The sequence below is a fragment of the Hoeflea marina genome (assembly GCF_003182275.1).
In the GTDB taxonomy this organism is placed as follows: Bacteria; Pseudomonadota; Alphaproteobacteria; order Rhizobiales; family Rhizobiaceae; genus Hoeflea; species Hoeflea marina.
This window is the reverse complement of the sequence record NZ_QGTR01000002.1, coordinates 828,456-845,584: the sequence shown is the minus strand read 5'-3', so window position 1 is coordinate 845,584 and position 17,129 is coordinate 828,456. Positions and strand designations below refer to the sequence as shown.

The window sequence follows — 17,129 nt, the reverse complement described above, 5'->3', positions numbered from 1 at the left end:
CGTCCGGTGCCCCGGTGTGCCGAAAGGCAACAGGCCGGCGCGCAACGGTAACGGCATGGACCCTGCCCGAGCTGCCGCGATCATCGCTCCCGGTCATGCCCGCGCTGCCCTGCCGGCACTCGGGTCGACGGTCTCGGCAAGGCCATAGACATCGGGATCGATCGCTTCGAGGAGTGCATGGCGGTCGGTGAGAGAGGCAACCGTCATGACGAATGCCTCCGGCTGCTGCTTGATGAAGCGTATGTGCAACCGGCCATCCTGACGGTGCACGGACGCACAGGCGATATGGTACTGCTCCGCGCCAATCGAGATGCAGAAACAGTCGGGAATGTCGTCGCGGCAGGCGGACGCAACCATGCCGGATTCGGAAATCATGTGCACATGCAAGCGGCTGCGGATCGGGGCCTCCGCGCCATGCGAGACGACATTGACGTTGACGAGCACGTCGCAGCTGCGCCTGATCCAGGCACGGCTTTGCTGCTCGAAGGCGAGCCTGCTCACATAAGTGCTTGCGGCGATGGTCGCAGGTTGATGATCCATGGACTGATCTTCCGATCCTTCAAGGCCCCTGGCCATGAAAACGCAAAATGATCAAAGTTCTCTTCGGCTCTCCGGCACAGGCATCGGAGAAGAACTGAGAGCAGATTTAGGACTTACAAGTCGTTCTGGCTTTTTCGTTACATTTGAACGATTGAAAAGACTAATGGTTCCATACTTCAACGATAGACGAATAATATTCACGTCCGAAAAACATGGCTCTCCATGCATCATATCTCGCAGCAGACCACCATTGTTTCCATTTCTCACAACTCCTCCCCGCGTCCCTGCCTTGCTGATGGCAGGACCGGGCCACGGTTTTTTCTTGATTGGGCAGTCAATCAAAACTAACGTGCCGGCAAAGGAGAATTTCCATGCCCAAGATCGGAATGGAGCCAATCCGCCGCAAGGCGCTGACCGATGCGGCCATCGAGGCCATCGGCGCGCGCGGCTCGATGGATGTCACCATGTCGGACATCGCCACCCGCGCCGGGGTCTCGCCGGCGCTGGCGCACCACTATTTCGGCTCCAAGCAGGAGCTGATCGTCGCCTCGGTGCGCGCCCTGCTCGCCGAACTGCGCATCGACACCGTGGCCGCCCTGAAGAAGGCGCGGACGCCGCGGGGCCGTGTCTCAGCCATCATCGCCGTCAACTTCTCGCCCAAGCAGTTCTCCGAGGATACCGTGGCGGCCTGGCTCGCCTTCTATGTCGATGCCCACAACTCGGCGCCGATCCGCAAGCTCTTGACCATCTACGGCCGCCGCCTGCACTCGGACCTCGTCAGCGGCCTGTCGCCGCTCGTCGGGGGCTACGAGGCCGCCCGCATCGCCGAGGGCGCCGCCGCCATGATCGACGGACTCTACATCCGCAAGGCGCTCCGGACCGGCGGCGTGCTCGCCGACCCCGTGATGCTGGTGGAGGACCATATCGAGACCCAGATTGCCAGTGTCAGGAGCCTGAGACCATGACGTCGCCCGCCGCCAAGCCCAACATTCTCATCATCATGGTCGACCAGCTCAACGGCAAGCTGTTCCCGGACGGCCCGGCGGATTTTCTGCATGCGCCGCATCTCAAGGCGCTGGCGGCCCGGTCGGCGAAATTCCGCAACAACTACACCTCCTCGCCGCTGTGCGCGCCGGCGCGTGCCTCGTTCATGGCGGGTCAGTTGCCGAGCCGTACCCGGGTGTACGACAATGCCGCCGAATACGTCTCCTCGATCCCGACCTACGCCCACCATCTGCGCCGCGCCGGCTACTACACGGCGCTGTCGGGCAAGATGCATTTCGTCGGCCCGGACCAGTTGCACGGCTTCGAGGAGCGGCTGACCACCGACATCTATCCTGCCGATTTCGGCTGGACGCCGGACTACCGCAAACCGGGCGAGCGCATCGACTGGTGGTATCACAATCTCGGCTCCGTCACCGGCGCCGGCGTCGCCGAGACTTCCAACCAGATGGAGTATGACGACGAGGTGGCGTTCCTCGCCAACCAGAAGCTCTACCAGCTCTCCCGCGAGAACGACGACCAGGGCAAACGCCCCTGGTGTCTGACCGTTTCCTTCACCCATCCGCACGATCCCTACGTGGCGCGGCGCAAGTTCTGGGATCTCTACAACGACTGCGAGCATCTGGCGCCGGAGATCGGCGACATCCCGCTCGACGAACAGGACCCGCATTCCCGGCGGCTGATCTTCTCCTGCGACTACGACAAGTTCGATGTCACCGAGGAGGATGTGCGGCGGTCGCGCCAGGCCTATTTCGCCAATATCTCCTATCTCGACGAGAAGGTCGGCGACCTCATCGATACACTCACCCGCACGCGCATGCTCGACAACACCTATATCCTGTTCTGCTCCGACCACGGCGACATGCTGGGAGAGCGGGGCCTGTGGTTCAAGATGAGCTTCTTCGAGGGCTCGTCGCGGGTGCCGCTGATGATCGCCGGCCCCGGCATCGCCCCTGCCCTCTTGACCCAGCCGACCTCCAATCTCGACGTCACCCCGACGCTGGCCGATCTCGCCGGCGTGTCGATCGAGGAGATCGAGCCCTGGACCGACGGCATGTCGCTCACCGGCATGATGAAGGGCGAGCCGCGTGCGGCACCCGTGCTCATGGAATATGCGGCGGAAGGCTCCTACGCGCCGCTGGTCGGCATCCGCGAGGGCAAGTGGAAATATGTCCATTGCGAGCTGGACCCGGACCAACTCTTCGACCTCGAGGCCGACCCGCTGGAACTCGCCAATCTAGCCAGCGACCCGGCGCACGCCGCCGTGCTCGCCGATTTCACCGTCAAGCGCCTCGAACGCTGGGACATGGCCGGTTTCGACGCTTCGGTCCGCGAGAGCCAGGCGCGGCGCTGGGTGGTCTACGAGGCGCTGAGGAACGGCAATTATTTCCCCTGGGACTTCCAGCCGCTGCAGAAGGCGTCCGAACGCTACATGCGCAACCACATGGACCTCAACGTGCTTGAGGAATCCAAACGCTACCCGCGGGGAGAATGACATGCTGACGGTCTGGGGACGGGCAACCTCATCGAATGTGCAGACGGCGATGTGGACCATCGGCGAACTGGGGCTCGCCTTCGAGCGCCACGACATCGGCCACGCCCATGGCGGCAACGACACGCCGGACTATCTGGCCATGAACCCGAACGGGCTGGTGCCCACCGTGCGCGACGGCGACGGCGCGCCGATGTGGGAGAGCGCGGCGATCGTGCGCTACCTGGCTGCCCGGTACGGCGACGACCGCTTCTGGCCGCGCGACCCCGTGGTGCGGGTGCAGCTCGACATGTGGGCCGAATGGATGAAGACGAGCTTCGGGCCGCTGTTCAGCAAGCAGGTATTCTGGGTGCTCCTGGGCAGGGCCGCCAACACAGACGCGGCCGCCTTCTCCGCCTCCCTCGAGGCGCTCAAGCGGCTGGCAGCGATGCTCGACAGGCGCATCGGCGCCGGACCATATGTTGGCGGCGAGCACCTGAGCTTCGCCGACATGGTCATCGGCACCCTGCTCTACCGCTACTACACATTGGATTTCGACCGCGCCGGGACCCCGGCGCTCGACGCCTATTACGCCCGCCTGTGCGCGCGCCCCAGCTATCGCGAGCACGTGATGGTCTCCTATGAAAGCCTGAGGACACAGCCATGAAAGCCCAGCCACGCGGATCGCACTATATCGGCGGCAGCTACGCCGAGGACACCGATGGAAGGGCCTTCGAAAGCCACTATCCGGCGACCGGCGAGGTGATCGCCCGGCTGCATGCGGCCACCCCTGCGCTGGTCGACAAGGCGGTCGCGGCAGCCCGGGCCGCGCAGCCGGCCTGGGCGGCGCTCAAGGGCGTCGAACGCGGTCGCGTGCTGCGCCGCGCGGCCGACATCATCCGCGCCCGCAATGCCGAACTCTCGCGCATCGAGACGCTCGACACCGGCAAGGCAATCCAGGAAACGCTGGTTGCCGACGCCTCGTCGGCCGCCGACGCGCTCGAATATTTCGGCGGCATCGCCGGCGCCATCACCGGCGAGCACATCGATCTGGGCTCCGACTTCGTCTACACGCGGCGCGAGGCGCTGGGCGTCTGCGCCGGCATCGGCGCCTGGAACTATCCGATGCAGATCGCCGCATGGAAGGCCGCCCCGGCGCTCGCCTGCGGCAACGCCTTCGTCTTCAAGCCGTCGGAAATGACGCCGCTGACCGCGCTGCTGCTCGCCGAGATCCTGACCGAGGCCGGCCTGCCCGACGGCGTCTACAATGTGGTGCAGGGCTTCGGCGATGTGGGCGGCCAGCTCGCCGGCCATCCCGGCATCGCCAAGGTGTCGCTGACCGGCTCGGTGCCGACCGGCGCAAGGGTGATGGCCGCGGCCGCCCCGCTGATCCGCCCGGTGACCATGGAACTCGGCGGCAAGTCGCCGATCCTGGTGTTCGACGACGCCGACCTCGAAAGCGCCATTGGCGGCGCCATGCTCGGCAATTTCTACTCGACCGGCCAGATCTGCTCGAACGGCACCCGCGTCTTCGTGCAGAGCGGCCTGCACGACCGCTTCCTCGAGCGGCTCAAGGCCCGCACCGAGACCATCCGCATCGGCGACCCGCTCGACCCCGAGACCCAGATGGGACCGATGGTCAGCCGCGCCCAGCGCGACAAGGTCATGGGCTATGTCGAGACCGGCAAGAACGAAGGCGCGACACTTGTCACCGGCGGCGACGCGGTGCAGCTGCAAGGCTTCGAGGGCGGCAACTTCATCCAGCCGACCGTGTTTTCCGGCGTCACCGACGACATGACCATCGCCCGCGAGGAGATTTTTGGCCCGGTGATGTCGGTGCTGAAATTCGACGACGAGTCCGAAGCCATCGAGCGGGCCAATTCGACCGAATTCGGGCTGGCGGCGGGCGTCTTCACAGCCGATCTCACCCGCGGCCACCGCGTGGTGGCGAGGCTCGAGGCCGGCACGACCTGGATCAACACCTACAATCTGACCCCGGTGGAGGCGCCCTTCGGCGGCGTCAAGCGCTCCGGCATCGGCCGCGAGAACTCGCGCGCCGCCATCGAGCACTACACCAGGCTCAAGAGCGTCTACGTCGCCACCGGCCCCGTCGACAGCCCCTATTGAGTCTCAGGTGATGGCGCAGTCAAACCACGAGATCGTCGAGATCGACAGCAAGGGAAACGGCGATGCGCTTGAGCACATCGACCGAGCCGGTCTTCTTTCCGTTTTCGATATCGGACAGGTAAGGCTGGGAAATACCTGCGTCTCGGGCAAGTTCGGTCATCGCAAGACCCCGATACTTGCGGAAGGTGCGGATACGGCTGTCCGTTTGCATGAGGTCACGGACGAGCTCGGCGGGCCAGGTTTCCTCCCCTGCCCTGATGCGGGCCATGACCGCATCGGCCTCGCGGCCATCGATCAGGTCCTCGTAGTCCTCCTCTCTCAGGAGAACGTAACCCTTGCCGTCGATCGTCAGTCTCTGAATGTCGCTCATCGTGACCTACTCCTTGTAGATGCCGCCGCGCGGCCCGGCGTCCAGAACCAGAAGGACCACACCGTCGTCGTCGATGATGACGCGGTCCTGGCCGACCCGGATGCGGTAATAACGAGCCCCGGTCAATTTTCGGATATCGACCCGTTCGCCCCGCGCGAAGGCATCCACACTGGCGATAATCGCATCCCGCCGCTTCGGCTGCATCCGCGCGAGAGCCTTGGCGGCGGCCTTCGAATAGACGACCGGTCTCATAGCCAAAATATAGCCCTGAGCGATATTTTGGTCAATTGACTTCATTCACAGCGCTATCCCCATCAGCACGAGCATCAGAGCATGACCATGCAAGCAGACTTCGTCATCATCGGATCCGGTTCGGCCGGCTCGGCGCTCGCTTCGCGGCTGAGCGAGGACGGCAGGCATTCGGTGATCGTCATCGAATATGGCGGCAGCGATTTCGGCCCCTTCATCAAGATGCCGGCGGCGTTGTCCTATCCGATGAACATGGGCATCTACGACTGGGGCTACACCAGCGAACCGGAGCCGCATCTCGGCAACCGGCGGCTGGCGGCACCCCGCGGCAAGGTCATCGGCGGCTCGTCGTCGATCAACGGCATGGTCTATGTCCGCGGCCATGCCGAGGACTATAATCATTGGGCCGAACAGGGCGCGCAGGGCTGGTCGTTCGCCGACGTGCTGCCCTATTTCAAGCGCATGGAAACCTCGCACCAGAACGGCCACATCGGCGGCGAGCCGGGCTGGCGCGGCACCGACGGGCCGCTGCACGTCCAGCGAGGAAAGGCCGCCAATCCGCTGTTCTCCGCCTTCATCGAGGCGGGCCGGCAGGCCGGATTCGGGGTGACGCCCGACTACAACGGTTCGCGCCAGGAGGGCTTCGGCCTGATGGAGCAGACCATCCACAACGGCCAGCGCTGGTCGACCGCCGAGGCCTATCTCAAGCCGGCGCTGAAGCGACCGAATCTCAGTCTGGTCAAGGGCCTGGCGAGAAGGATTGTCATCGAGAATCATCGCGCCACCGGCGTCGAGATCGAAGCCAACGGATCGATTCAGGTGGTTCAAGCACGGCGTGAAGTCGTCATTGCCGCCTCGGCCTTCAACTCCCCCAAGCTGCTGCTGCTCTCGGGCATCGGCCCTGGCGCCGATCTGGCAGCCCACGGCATCGACGTGGTTGCGGACCGGCCGGGCGTCGGCGCCAACCTGCAGGACCATCTCGAGGTCTATGTGCAGCAGGCGAGCACCCAGCCGATCACGCTCAACTCCAAGCTCAACCTGTTCTGGAAGGCCTGGATCGGGGCGCAGTGGCTTTTCCTGCGCAAGGGGCTCGGCACCTCGAACCAGTTCGAGGCCGCCGCCTTCGTGCGCTCGGCGGCGGGCGTGCCCTACCCGGACATCCAGTTCCATTTCCTGCCCGGCGCCATCCGCTACGACGGCAAGGCGGCGGCCAAGGGCCATGGCTTCCAGGCCCATGTCGGGCCGATGCGCTCGCCCTCGCGCGGCACCGTCAAGCTGCGCTCGGCGGATGCCAAGGCGGCACCCGAGATCCGCTTCAACTATATGAGCCACGAGGAGGACTGGCGCGACTTCCGCCATGCCGTGAGGCTGACGCGCGAGATCTTCGGGCAGGCGGCCTTCGATCCCTATCGCGGTGCGGAAATCTCACCGGGCGCGCAGGTGCAGTCGGACGCCGAGATGGACGCCTTCATCCGCGATCATGCCGAGAGCGCCTACCATCCCTGCGGCACATGCCGCATGGGCCGCGCCGATGATCTGAGCGCCGTCGTTGATCCGGAAACCCGCGTCATCGGTGTCGATGGCCTGCGGGTGGCCGATTCCTCGATCTTCCCGCGCGTGACCAACGGCAATCTCAACGGCCCGTCGATCATGACCGGCGAGAAGGCTGCCGACCACATCCTCGGCAGGACGCCGCTGGCGCCGTCCAATCTGGAGCCGTGGATGAACCCGGCCTGGGCCACCACCGACCGGCTGGCCTGATCGGGCTACAGTCGCGACGGACTTCGCAGGCGCGACGGGTCAGCGGCCAGAGGGCATCCAGTCGGGCACTTCGGAGCATCCGAGGCTGACGAAGCGGGAATTGGCGTAGCTGCCGTCGCGCTGACCGTAGAGGACGGGCCCGCCTTCGGGTGTGAGCGTGACGCCACCGGCCGCCCGCAGCACCGCGTCGCCGGCCGCCGTGTCCCACTGCATCAGGTTGACAAGGCGCGGATAGATGTCGGCCTTGCCCTCGGCGACAATGCAGAACTTCAGCGACGAGCCGATGACGGCGGTGTCGTGCTCCGGAATGCCTGCCAGAAAGGTCTCGGTGTCGGTTTCACTGTGGCTGAAGCTCTTGACCGCCGTCGGCCGCGCCGGCATCGGCCGGGTGCGAATGCGCACGCGGCCGATGATGGAGCCGTCGGGCCCGATCTCTGCCGTATCGGCGCCATCCGGCCCGCCGCGCCAGGTCCGGCGCATCGCCGGAGCGTGAACCACGCCGGCGACCGGGACCTCGCCATCAATGAGCGCGATGTTGACCGTGAATTCGTCGCGGCCCTGGATGAAATCCTTGGTGCCATCCAGCGCATCCACGAGAAAGAAGCGTCCTGCGCCGCAATCGGGGCAATGGCCGGCGCTCGTCTGCTCCTCGGCCACCACCGGAATGTCGGGGTAGCGTTCGGCCAGCGCCGCCAGGATCAGCGCCTCGGCGCGCTCGTCGGCGCCGGTGACCGGGGTGGCGTCGGACTTGTAGCTGACCACCGCCCCTGACTGGCGAACCAGCAGGATCTCCGCACCGGCGGCAATCGCGGTGCGTTCGAGAAAATCCAGAAAGGCGGAGTCGATCATGGTCCCGTCCAGCATGTTGGTCGCCAACCCTGCAGTGCCACCGCCGCACGTCCCGGTCAATGCCGGCATGCGAGGCGGCGGCGGCGGGCCGCGCGTTTTTTCCGCCCGTGACGGGAATGCTAGAAATTGAGACCGCTTGCCGCGGCGCAATAGGGTTGTGGTTCCTTGTTTGACGCGACCCTCCGGGGGATCATGCGGGCCACAAAAGGAAGACGCCCATGGCCCCTCTGCACGCAGCCAACAGACAGCCCATCGACTATGCTCCCCGGCCTTCGGCGGTGCAGGACGAGATTGCCGCACTGAACGCGGAGCTGGCGCGACTGCCGCTGCCTGGCCGCCTGCTCAAGGCGGCCAGCCTCGGCCGGGCCGTGTTCACCACCAGTCTGGGTCTCGAGGACCAGGTGCTGACCGCCGTCATAGCCGACACCGGCGCGGATATCAGCGTCGTCACACTCGAAACCGGGCGGCTGTTCGCCGAGACGCTGGAGCTGCTCGAAGCCACGCGCGGCCGCTACGGCATTGCCATCGAGGCGCTCAAGCCCTGGCGCGAGGATGTCGACGGCTTCGTCGCCCAGTACGGACTCAACGGTTTCTACGACAGCGTCGAGGCCCGCCACGCCTGCTGCGACGCGCGCAAAGTGATGCCGCTGGCGCGCGCGCTCGCCGGCGCCGACGTCTGGATCACCGGCATCCGCCGCGGCCAGTCGCGGAACCGCGCCGACGCGCCGTTCGCCAGCTGGGATGCCACCCACGGCGTCATCAAGATCAATCCGCTGGCCGATTTCGCCCTCGATGCGCTGGAAGCGCGCGTCCGGGCCGACGACATACCGGTCAATCCGCTGCATGCACGCGGCTATCCCTCCATCGGCTGCGAGCCCTGCACCCGCGCCATCAAGCCCGGCGAGAACGAGCGCGCCGGCCGCTGGTGGTGGGAGGCCGACGCCAAGCGCGAATGCGGCCTGCATGTCGTGCCCGCCACCGCCCAGATTCAAGGTTGACCCCATGACCATGACCACCACCCATCCGGCGCCCGCCGGGCACCTGAAGCTCGTCGAGCACGGCCGGGGCCGGCCGCCGCTCGATCCGCACCTGAAGGCGCTGGAGAACGAGGCCATCCACATCTTCCGCGAGGTGGCGGCCGAATTCGAGCGGCCAGTGATGCTCTATTCGATCGGCAAGGATTCCTCGGTGCTGCTGCACCTGGCGCGCAAGGCGTTCCACCCCGGCAAGATCCCCTTCCCGCTGCTGCATGTCGACACCGGCTGGAAGTTCCGCGAGATGATCGCCTTCCGCGATTCGGTCGCCGACCGCCTCGGCCTCGACCTGATCGTGCACAGCAATCCGCGCGGCAAGGCGGAGGGCGTGACCCCGTTCAGCCACGGCTCCTCGCGCTACACCGACATCATGAAGACCGAGGCGCTCAAGCAGGCGCTCGACGCCGGCAAGTTCGACGCGGCCTTCGGCGGCGCGCGGCGCGACGAGGAGGCCTCGCGCGCCAAGGAGCGGATCTACTCGTTCCGCACGCCCGAGCACAGCTGGGACCCGCGCAACCAGCGCCCGGAACTCTGGTCGATCTACAACGGCATGATCCGGCCGGGCGAGAGCGTGCGCGCCTTTCCGCTGTCCAACTGGACCGAAGTCGACATCTGGCGCTACATCGAGGCCGAGGAAATCGACCTGGTGCCGCTCTATTACGCCGCTCCGCGCAAGGTGGTCGACCGCGACGGCATGCTGATCCTCGCCGAGGACGAACGGCTCGAGCTGCTGCCGGGCGAGGAAATCACAACCGAGATGGTCCGGTTCCGGACGCTGGGTTGCTTTCCGCTGACCGGCGCCATCCGCTCGCAGGCCACGACCCTTTCCGAAGTCATCGACGAGCTCGAAATTGCCACCGTCTCCGAACGCCAGGGCCGCGCCATCGACCGCGACCAGGCCGGATCGATGGAAAAGAAGAAACGCGAAGGATATTTCTGATGGCCGCCCAGCTTTCCCCCGCCATTGAGCAGCAGACGATCGTCCCCGTGGCCGAAGCCTCCACGGTGACGCGCGACTCGCGGCCGCTGCGCTTCATCACCTGCGGCTCGGTGGACGACGGCAAGTCGACGCTGATCGGCCGGCTGCTGTGGGACACCAAGGCGGTCAAGGAGGACCAGGCCGCGGCGCTCAACCGCGATTCCGGCAAGCAGAACGATCTCGGCCTGCCGGATTTCGCGCTGCTGCTCGACGGTCTGCAGGCCGAACGCGAACAGGGCATCACCATCGATGTCGCCTATCGCTATTTCGCCACCGACCGCCGCTCCTTCATCGTCGCCGACACGCCCGGCCACGTGCAGTACACCCGCAACATGGCCACCGGCGCCTCGACCGCCGACCTCGCCGTGCTGCTGGTCGACGCCCGCACCGGCCTGCTCGAACAGACCCGCCGCCACGCCACCATCGCGGCCCTGATGGGCATCCGCCAGTTCGTGCTGGCGGTCAACAAGATCGACCTGACCGACTATGACGAGGCCGGCTTTCACGCCATCGCGCGGCAGTTCCGCGAGCTGGCGCTGACGCTCGGCGTGCGCAATGTCGTCGCCATTCCGGTCTCGGCGCTGAGGGGCGAGAACATCGTCTATCCGGCGACCGGCTCGATGCCCTGGTATGAAGGCCAGACGCTGGTCGACGCGCTGGAGAAGGCCACCCAGCGCGCCGGCCAGTCGACCGGTTTCCGCATGGGCGTGCAGCGTGTCTCGCGGCCCGGCGAAGGCTTCCGCGGCTATCAGGGCACGGTCACCGGCGGCTCGATCAAGCCCGGCGACAGCGTCGTGGTGCTTCCCTCCGGCGTCGAGGCCAATGTCAGGCAGATCGTCACCTTCGACCTCATCCGCAACGCCGCCGTCGCCGGCGACGCCATCACGCTGGTGCTCGACCGCCCGGTCGACATCGCCCGTGGCGATATGATTGCCGCCATCGACCAGCGGCCGCTCACCGGTACGGCGTTCTCGGCGCGGCTGGTGGCGCTGTCGCCCGACGGCATCGAGGCCGGCAAGCGCTACTGGCTGAAAGCCGGTTCGCGGCGCCAGCGGGTGCAGGTGAGCCCGGTGACGGCCCTCGACCTCGCCTCCGGCGCCTGGTCGCCGGCCACCCGGCTGCCGCTCAACACCATCGGCACGGTGCATCTCGACTTCGAGGAAACCGCGATCTTCGACGCCTACGACACCAACCGGCAGACCGGCGCCTTCATCCTCATCGATCCCGAGACCAACAACACGGTGGCCGGCGGCATGATCGAGGGCAAGCGCGGCCGGCCGGGCAGCCTCGGCCATGACGGCGACCAGGACCGGGTGACCATCACCCTGCCCGCCCATCTTGCCGAAGCCTTCCGCGAGAGCGATTTCGCCCGGGCACACAGGGCGGAGATCAAGGTGTCCGGGCCGGAGGAGGTTGAGGGGGAGTAGAAGACGTATCTCATGTGGGGTTTCTCTGTTTGGCGACGAACCCCACATCATCTCACCAAAGTCGCTACTGATCGGAGCCTGAGAACGGCCTTGACTGATCGCGCTTCATTGAACGACCAATCGACTTGGCTGTTTTCAATCAGAACATGATTGAGTTGTTGGGGCGTAGCCGACTTTGCCAAGGCGGCGGCCGGATCTCTCTGGCCGAGAAGGCTTCGTTGGCTCCCTTGCTTGGTCCCAAGCCGGTGCAGTCCGGATCAGCCAGTTGACTGCGTGGCGCGCGCCACCATCTGGCTGGCGGCACGTCCGGCGGACAGAATGTAGTCCGGATCGCGATGCACCAGCACGGTCGAGAATGCGCCATCCATCAGCAAGACGATGTGACGGGCCAGTTCTTCCGGACCTTCTGCTCCCCGGGCCCGGAATTCCTCACAAAGCCAAGCCTCGAATTTCTTCTTGTGCCCGGCTCCAACCTTCATGGCCGGATGCCCCGGCATGTTCGCCAGCTCTGCAGCTGTACGAAGAAAGCCGCATCCCTTCCATCTAGGATGACGTGCCGAAGTTGAGAGATTGGAGAAAATTGCCTCAACCTTGCCGGCGAGCAGGCCTTCGGCCTCATCAAACCACTTCTTGAACAGAGCAAGGTTGGGCTGATCGCGCGACGCCAGATAGGCCTCGATCAAATCGTCCTTGCTTTTGAAATGATAGTAGAGCGTCTTTTTCGTTACCCCGGCCCTGGCGGCGATCGCATCGACGCTTACGGCGCGAATTCCTTCCCCATAAAACAGCTGGTTAGCGGCATCCAGAATACGGTCTTTCGCGGAGCGGTTCTCTGTGGTCATGGCCATGTATACTACTCAGTGAGTATACGTCAATCCGGAGCGCCGGTATGGTTTTCGGAAACAAGCGGAGACCATTGATAATGGACATGATCACCTATGAGACCAAAGGGGCAATCGCCCTTCTGACACTGAACCGGCCCGAAAAACTCAACGCGCTCAACTATGCCACAAATGAGCGACTGCTGACCTTGCTGGATGAGATCGAGTGCGATCCATCGGTCAGGGCCATTGTTCTGACCGGCGCGGGTGACCGGGCATTTTCGGCCGGCGGCGACATCCATGAGTTCGCGCAAAGCGTCAAAGCAGGCGTGGACATTGCCGTCAGAGATTTTTGCAAGCGTGGCCAGACGATGACGGCCCGGCTGGAGTCTTTTCCGAAACCGATCATCGCGGCTGTCAATGGAATTGCCTTCGGTGGCGGATGTGAAATCACCGAAGCCGTGCATCTCGCCGTGGCCAGTGAGAAGGCAATCTTTGCCAAACCGGAAATCAACATAGGGATTCCGCCCACATTTGGCGGAACCCAGCGATTGCCCCGGCTGGCGGGGCGCAAGCGGGCGCTGGAACTGCTTTTGACGGGCGAAACTTTCTCTCCCGGGCGAGCCTTCGAGTTGGGGCTGGTGAACTCAGTCGTGCCGCATGAGCACCTGCTGCCCGCAGCCTTTGATCTGGCGGAACGCATCATCCGGCATTCGTCTCTCGCCGCCGCGCGGATCATCACGGCTGTTACCAGGGGCCTTAACACCACCATTGAGCAAGGCCTGCTGATTGAACGCGAACAATTCGCCCGCATGGCCGCAACCAACGATGTTCATGAAGGCCTGAACGCCTGGATCGCCCGACGGACGCCACACTACAAAGGAAATTGAAATGTCAGATCACGATTTTCACACAAGCTTCTCCAAACAGACATGGGAGGCATTCAAGACCGCTCAGCGACCGGGTCCACTCCAGATGCTGAACCTCATCCGACTGCGCGACCACGCGGACTACGCCGATGGCCGCGCTTCCACGGGGGCAGAGGCTTACACTCGCTACAGTGACATCAGCGCGCCCGTATTTGAGCTATTAGGCGGCAAGATCGTTTGGCGCGGTGGACACGAATTGACAATGGTCGGACCGCAAAGCGAGGTCTGGCACATTGCGTTTGTTGCAGAATATCCAAGCGTCGGGGCTTTTGTGGACATGATGAAAGACCCGATCTATCGCGAGGCGATGGTCCATCGCCAGGCCGGCGTCCTCGATAGCCGATTGCTGCGATTTTGCGCGAATGCCCCCGGCAACAGCTTTGCTGGCTAAGCGAATTCGGAAAATCATCCTTACCCCAGCCAGCGGCAAATGTACCTCAACTTTGACCATCACCCTGCGCACACATCTCATGGACGTTTCCGTGAAAGCGACTTCGCGGCCACGCATCGCTCCGAGAGCCGGATCGAGAACACCGAATAGCGGATGCGGACGGGCGTCGTCCGTCGGCCAACTGCTATTTTCAGCTGATGAAAAGTTTCATCAACCGGCGCAGGCTTTGTTCATGAATTGAGGCCACCTTGTCTCGATGTTGAAACACACCGCCGAAAAGCACCGGAACGACAGCCGGCGCGTCTATCATGACGCCTTGAGCGCGGCGACCGCCAACAGCGACATTTTGCCCGACAGCGAGCTTGCCGCCGCCAGCAGTTTTGGTGCCAGCTCGCCGGAGCTCATCGAGATCTACGACCGCTATTACTGGGCGGCTCACTCTCTGAAGCCGCGGTCCTGGCTCAAATGGACCTTCTTCTTCAACCTGCTGCTGATCCTCTTCGACACGGTTCTCGATCCCGCCGTACTGGTGCCGAGTCTGGTCATCCGCGGGATCTTCGGATCCTCGATTCTGTTTGCGATCTACATGGTCTGGGGCCAACAGCGGCCGCGTTGGGTCCAGGGGGCGACGCTGACGGCCGTCGCGATCACCGTCATGCTGGAAGCCGGCGCGATCGGCGCCCTGGGGGGCTTCCCCCTCTATGAGCGCTACCTCACCGGCGGACTGTTCACCGTCGCCACCGCGATCCTGTTCTTCCCGATCGAATTCCGCTGGACCATAGCCGGCGTGCTGACCGCCGTGACGCTGCATGTCGCACTGCTTGTGCTCGGCCCGACGACCGAACCCGCGCATGCATTAATGGTCGGCGTCTTCTACAGCTCGGCCATGCTGACATTCGCCACCACCCGCAGGGCGGCGCTGCGCAGCCAGTGGAACGGATTCAAATCCCGCATCCGCGAGCTGCGCGACCAGGCGGAACTCGCCCGGCTCTATGACGAACTGCAGCTGGTGGCCAATCTCGATCCGCTGACCGGGATCCAGAACCGCCGCTCCACGCAAGTCCATATCGACACGATCTGGAATGAGGGAGACAATTCCCAGTCGGAAATCGCCTTCCTGATGATCGATATCGACGACTTCAAGCGCCTCAACGACACCTACGGCCACACCGCCGGTGACACCTGCATCAAGGCGGTCGCGGTCGAAATCCGCGAGGTGCTGCGCGACAGCGACATTGTCTCGCGATATGGCGGGGAGGAATTTCTCATCGTGCTCACCGACACCTCCCCCACTCATGCTGCCGGCGTGGCCGAGCGGATCCGTTCGGCGATCGAATCCCTGCGGCTGGCCGAGCCCGGCAGCGCCACGGCGACGAAGGTCACCGTCAGCATCGGCCTGGCGATCCGGCAGGGGGACGCAACAGCGGAAGCGCTGATGCGACGGGCCGACGATGCGCTCTATGAAGCCAAGCGCAATGGCAAGAACCGCATTGAGGTGGCGCCCCCTGGCGCGGGTTCGGCCGTCCAGGCCTACTCGGTGAAAAGCTCAAGAGCCGAAAAGCCCCGCCAGGTCGCGTGACGATGGCGCCGGGCGGTGAGCGCGGCTACTTCCAGAACGGCTTCACCTTTTCGAGATCCGCCCATCGCTTCCTGGCATCGGTCCAGTTCAGCTCGGCGCGCGTCTGGCTGGCGCCGATGGTCCAGCCTATGGCGCGCTGGAGGGCCAGATCCGGGTTTCCGGCGAGCTCGTATCCCGTGAGCAGCGACTGCGTGGTTTCCGCATCCATGAATCCTCCGAAAATGGCTTGCAGCCGCTTGAGGTGCCGGAGAAACGGTCGGACCCGCCGGGCGCGGTAGACCGGCGCGAGGAATTCCGTCGTGTAGCGCAGCTTCTTCAATTCCTTGCGCAGTTCATGGCGCGCCTCGACTGCCGGGTCGTCGAGCCCGCCGGACTTCGCGCGCACCTTGCGCCAGCGCCGGTCAAGCGCCTTGGCGGCAAAGCCGCCCACCGGCCGGGCAAGCAGTTCGGCCCGTTCGGCGTCGGCCGGTGCCCGCTCGCCCCATGTCTCGATCACCCGGGCGAGATCCAGCAGCAGGGCCTGGGTGCGCGGACCCGCGAGCACGGTGCGCAGGGCATTGCGGCGCTCGGCTGTTTCCACGTCCATGGCCACGAGCAGCGCGGCAAATCCCGGATCCTCGCGGTTTCGACCCGCCAGCGGCGCGACGACGTCGCGGGCGACGGCATCGCTGTCGCGAAGGCGACCAACCTCACGGCCGAGCCAGCGGGCCTCGTTGCGCAGGGCGCGAATGTCCGGCCCGGTCATGACCGGAGCGAAGACAGAGAACAGGCTTCGCAGCCGGCGAAGCCCGATGCGCAGCTGATGGGGTCCTTCCGGGTCTTCGATCCGACAGGTCACCACCGTGTTGACCGAGATCTGCTCCATGCATTCGCGCAGCGTTTCCAGCACCGCGCGATCGAGCGGCCAGTGGGGCGAGAGCGGCACGGACGCGGCCTTGCGCGGCGAAAGCGGCGGCTCGATATGGCCCTGCTCGGCCAGCATGTAACCGCGCTCCGACTTGGAGTGGCGTGAAAACCGCAGGCCGCCAGCGGGCAGCAACTCGCCCGCCAGCCGGAACAGCGATGCCGCTTCGCCCTCGATGAGTTCGATCTCCATTTCACGAAAGTCCGCGGACCTGTCGCCCGCCGAAATTCGGCCGATGTCGACGGCAAGCTCGACCCGGGACCCGTCGGCGAGCGACAGATGACCCGACATGCGCTGCATGCGCGTCCGGCAGACGGGCTCCAGCGCGGCTTCACCGACCAGGCGACGAATGCGCTTGCGCAGCCGCCTGTCGGCAATGACCTCGATGTCGATCCGGTCTTCGGGCACAAGACATTCAAGTTCGGTCGCCCGCGAAAGCCCGCCATGCAACTGCCGCCCGCATTTGACCGTCTGGACCCAGTCGGGACCGTCATGCCGGAGCCGGAGCGCGATCCCCGCGCGTTTGAGATCGTGGCCGGGCGTGTCGAAATAGGTGGAATCGAGCTCGCGCGGCGCCGGCAGCTCCGGACAGAGGCCGAGCTCCACCGCGCGCGGCCAGATCTGCGCGCTCCGGGCCTCGTCGACGATCAGCTTGAGCTCGACCTCGTTCATTGCTCTGCTCCAGACACGGACACA

Annotated in this window: 17 protein-coding genes; 11 read left to right on the top strand and 6 right to left on the bottom strand. The window is 64.9% G+C overall.

All coding sequences use genetic code 11. The annotated features are described in order from the left end of the window. Positions 1–93: 93 nt before the first annotated feature. Positions 94–540 carry a hypothetical protein gene (locus DFR52_RS10395; protein WP_146215584.1) on the bottom strand — a complete coding sequence of 149 codons (447 nt, stop codon included), beginning with the start codon at positions 538–540 and terminating at the stop codon, positions 94–96. 371 nt (positions 541–911) lie between these two features. Here DFR52_RS10395 and betI point away from each other — a divergent pair, with 371 nt between their 5' ends. From betI to betB, 4 genes are read left to right on the top strand one after another with little or no spacing between them, the layout of a single operon-like run. Further along, complete coding sequence (betI, locus tag DFR52_RS10390; protein ID WP_110031842.1) at positions 912–1,505, top strand: transcriptional regulator BetI; 594 nt, start codon at positions 912–914, stop codon at positions 1,503–1,505. Then, positions 1,502–3,037 carry a choline-sulfatase gene (betC, locus tag DFR52_RS10385; protein WP_110031841.1) on the top strand — a complete coding sequence of 512 codons (1,536 nt, stop codon included), beginning with the start codon at positions 1,502–1,504 and terminating at the stop codon, positions 3,035–3,037. The genes betI and betC overlap by 4 nt, the downstream gene beginning before the upstream one ends. A gap of 1 nt (position 3,038) precedes the next feature. Next, positions 3,039–3,680, top strand: coding sequence for a glutathione S-transferase family protein (locus DFR52_RS10380; protein WP_110031840.1), 642 nt, complete (start codon positions 3,039–3,041; stop codon positions 3,678–3,680). Next, positions 3,677–5,140: a betaine-aldehyde dehydrogenase gene (gene betB / locus DFR52_RS10375; protein WP_110031839.1), complete on the top strand. Its 1,464-nt coding sequence runs from the start codon at positions 3,677–3,679 to the stop codon at positions 5,138–5,140. The genes DFR52_RS10380 and betB overlap by 4 nt, the downstream gene beginning before the upstream one ends. 19 nt (positions 5,141–5,159) lie before the next feature. Here betB and DFR52_RS10370 read toward each other — a convergent pair whose 3' ends face one another. Further along, a complete protein-coding gene (locus tag DFR52_RS10370) occupies positions 5,160–5,510 on the bottom strand; it encodes a helix-turn-helix domain-containing protein (RefSeq protein WP_110031838.1) in 351 nt (116 codons plus the stop codon). 6 nt (positions 5,511–5,516) lie between these two features. After that, positions 5,517–5,807 (bottom strand): type II toxin-antitoxin system RelE family toxin, encoded by a 291-nt coding sequence (locus tag DFR52_RS10365; protein ID WP_245415279.1) that lies wholly within the window; start codon positions 5,805–5,807, stop codon positions 5,517–5,519. 42 nt (positions 5,808–5,849) lie between these two features. Between DFR52_RS10365 and betA the strand changes: the two genes are divergently transcribed. Next, a complete protein-coding gene (gene betA, locus DFR52_RS10360) occupies positions 5,850–7,520 on the top strand; it encodes a choline dehydrogenase (protein WP_110032068.1) in 1,671 nt (556 codons plus the stop codon). 39 nt (positions 7,521–7,559) lie between these two features. Here betA and cysQ read toward each other — a convergent pair whose 3' ends face one another. Next, positions 7,560–8,384 carry a 3'(2'),5'-bisphosphate nucleotidase CysQ gene (gene cysQ, locus DFR52_RS10355; RefSeq protein ID WP_245415278.1) on the bottom strand — a complete coding sequence of 275 codons (825 nt, stop codon included), beginning with the start codon at positions 8,382–8,384 and terminating at the stop codon, positions 7,560–7,562. A gap of 203 nt (positions 8,385–8,587) precedes the next feature. Between cysQ and DFR52_RS10350 the strand changes: the two genes are divergently transcribed. Genes DFR52_RS10350 through cysN form a run of 3 tightly spaced genes read left to right on the top strand, consistent with a single transcriptional unit; the run spans position 8,588 to position 11,809 of the window. Continuing rightward, entirely contained in the window at positions 8,588–9,367 is a 780-nt protein-coding gene (locus DFR52_RS10350; protein WP_110031836.1) for a phosphoadenylyl-sulfate reductase, read from the top strand. 10 nt (positions 9,368–9,377) lie between these two features. Next, entirely contained in the window at positions 9,378–10,343 is a 966-nt protein-coding gene (gene cysD / locus DFR52_RS10345) for a sulfate adenylyltransferase subunit CysD (protein WP_110032066.1), read from the top strand. Continuing rightward, complete coding sequence (gene cysN / locus DFR52_RS10340; protein ID WP_110031835.1) at positions 10,343–11,809, top strand: sulfate adenylyltransferase subunit CysN; 1,467 nt, start codon at positions 10,343–10,345, stop codon at positions 11,807–11,809. The genes cysD and cysN overlap by 1 nt, the downstream gene beginning before the upstream one ends. 257 nt (positions 11,810–12,066) lie before the next feature. Here cysN and DFR52_RS10335 read toward each other — a convergent pair whose 3' ends face one another. Then, complete coding sequence (locus tag DFR52_RS10335; RefSeq protein ID WP_110032065.1) at positions 12,067–12,651, bottom strand: TetR/AcrR family transcriptional regulator; 585 nt, start codon at positions 12,649–12,651, stop codon at positions 12,067–12,069. 80 nt (positions 12,652–12,731) lie between these two features. Here DFR52_RS10335 and DFR52_RS10330 point away from each other — a divergent pair, with 80 nt between their 5' ends. The 3 genes from DFR52_RS10330 (at position 12,732) to DFR52_RS10320 (ending at position 15,529) form a co-directional block, all read left to right on the top strand. Next, the gene (locus DFR52_RS10330) at positions 12,732–13,520 is read left to right on the top strand and encodes a crotonase/enoyl-CoA hydratase family protein (RefSeq protein ID WP_210205815.1); all 789 of its coding nucleotides are present in this window, start codon (positions 12,732–12,734) and stop codon (positions 13,518–13,520) included. A gap of 1 nt (position 13,521) precedes the next feature. After that, positions 13,522–13,950 carry a DUF1330 domain-containing protein gene (locus tag DFR52_RS10325; protein WP_110031834.1) on the top strand — a complete coding sequence of 143 codons (429 nt, stop codon included), beginning with the start codon at positions 13,522–13,524 and terminating at the stop codon, positions 13,948–13,950. A gap of 256 nt (positions 13,951–14,206) precedes the next feature. Next, positions 14,207–15,529 carry a GGDEF domain-containing protein gene (locus tag DFR52_RS10320; protein ID WP_110031833.1) on the top strand — a complete coding sequence of 441 codons (1,323 nt, stop codon included), beginning with the start codon at positions 14,207–14,209 and terminating at the stop codon, positions 15,527–15,529. 25 nt (positions 15,530–15,554) lie between these two features. Here DFR52_RS10320 and DFR52_RS10315 read toward each other — a convergent pair whose 3' ends face one another. After that, positions 15,555–17,105, bottom strand: coding sequence for a CYTH and CHAD domain-containing protein (locus DFR52_RS10315; protein ID WP_110031832.1), 1,551 nt, complete (start codon positions 17,103–17,105; stop codon positions 15,555–15,557). Between the last annotated feature and the right edge of the window lie 24 nt (positions 17,106–17,129).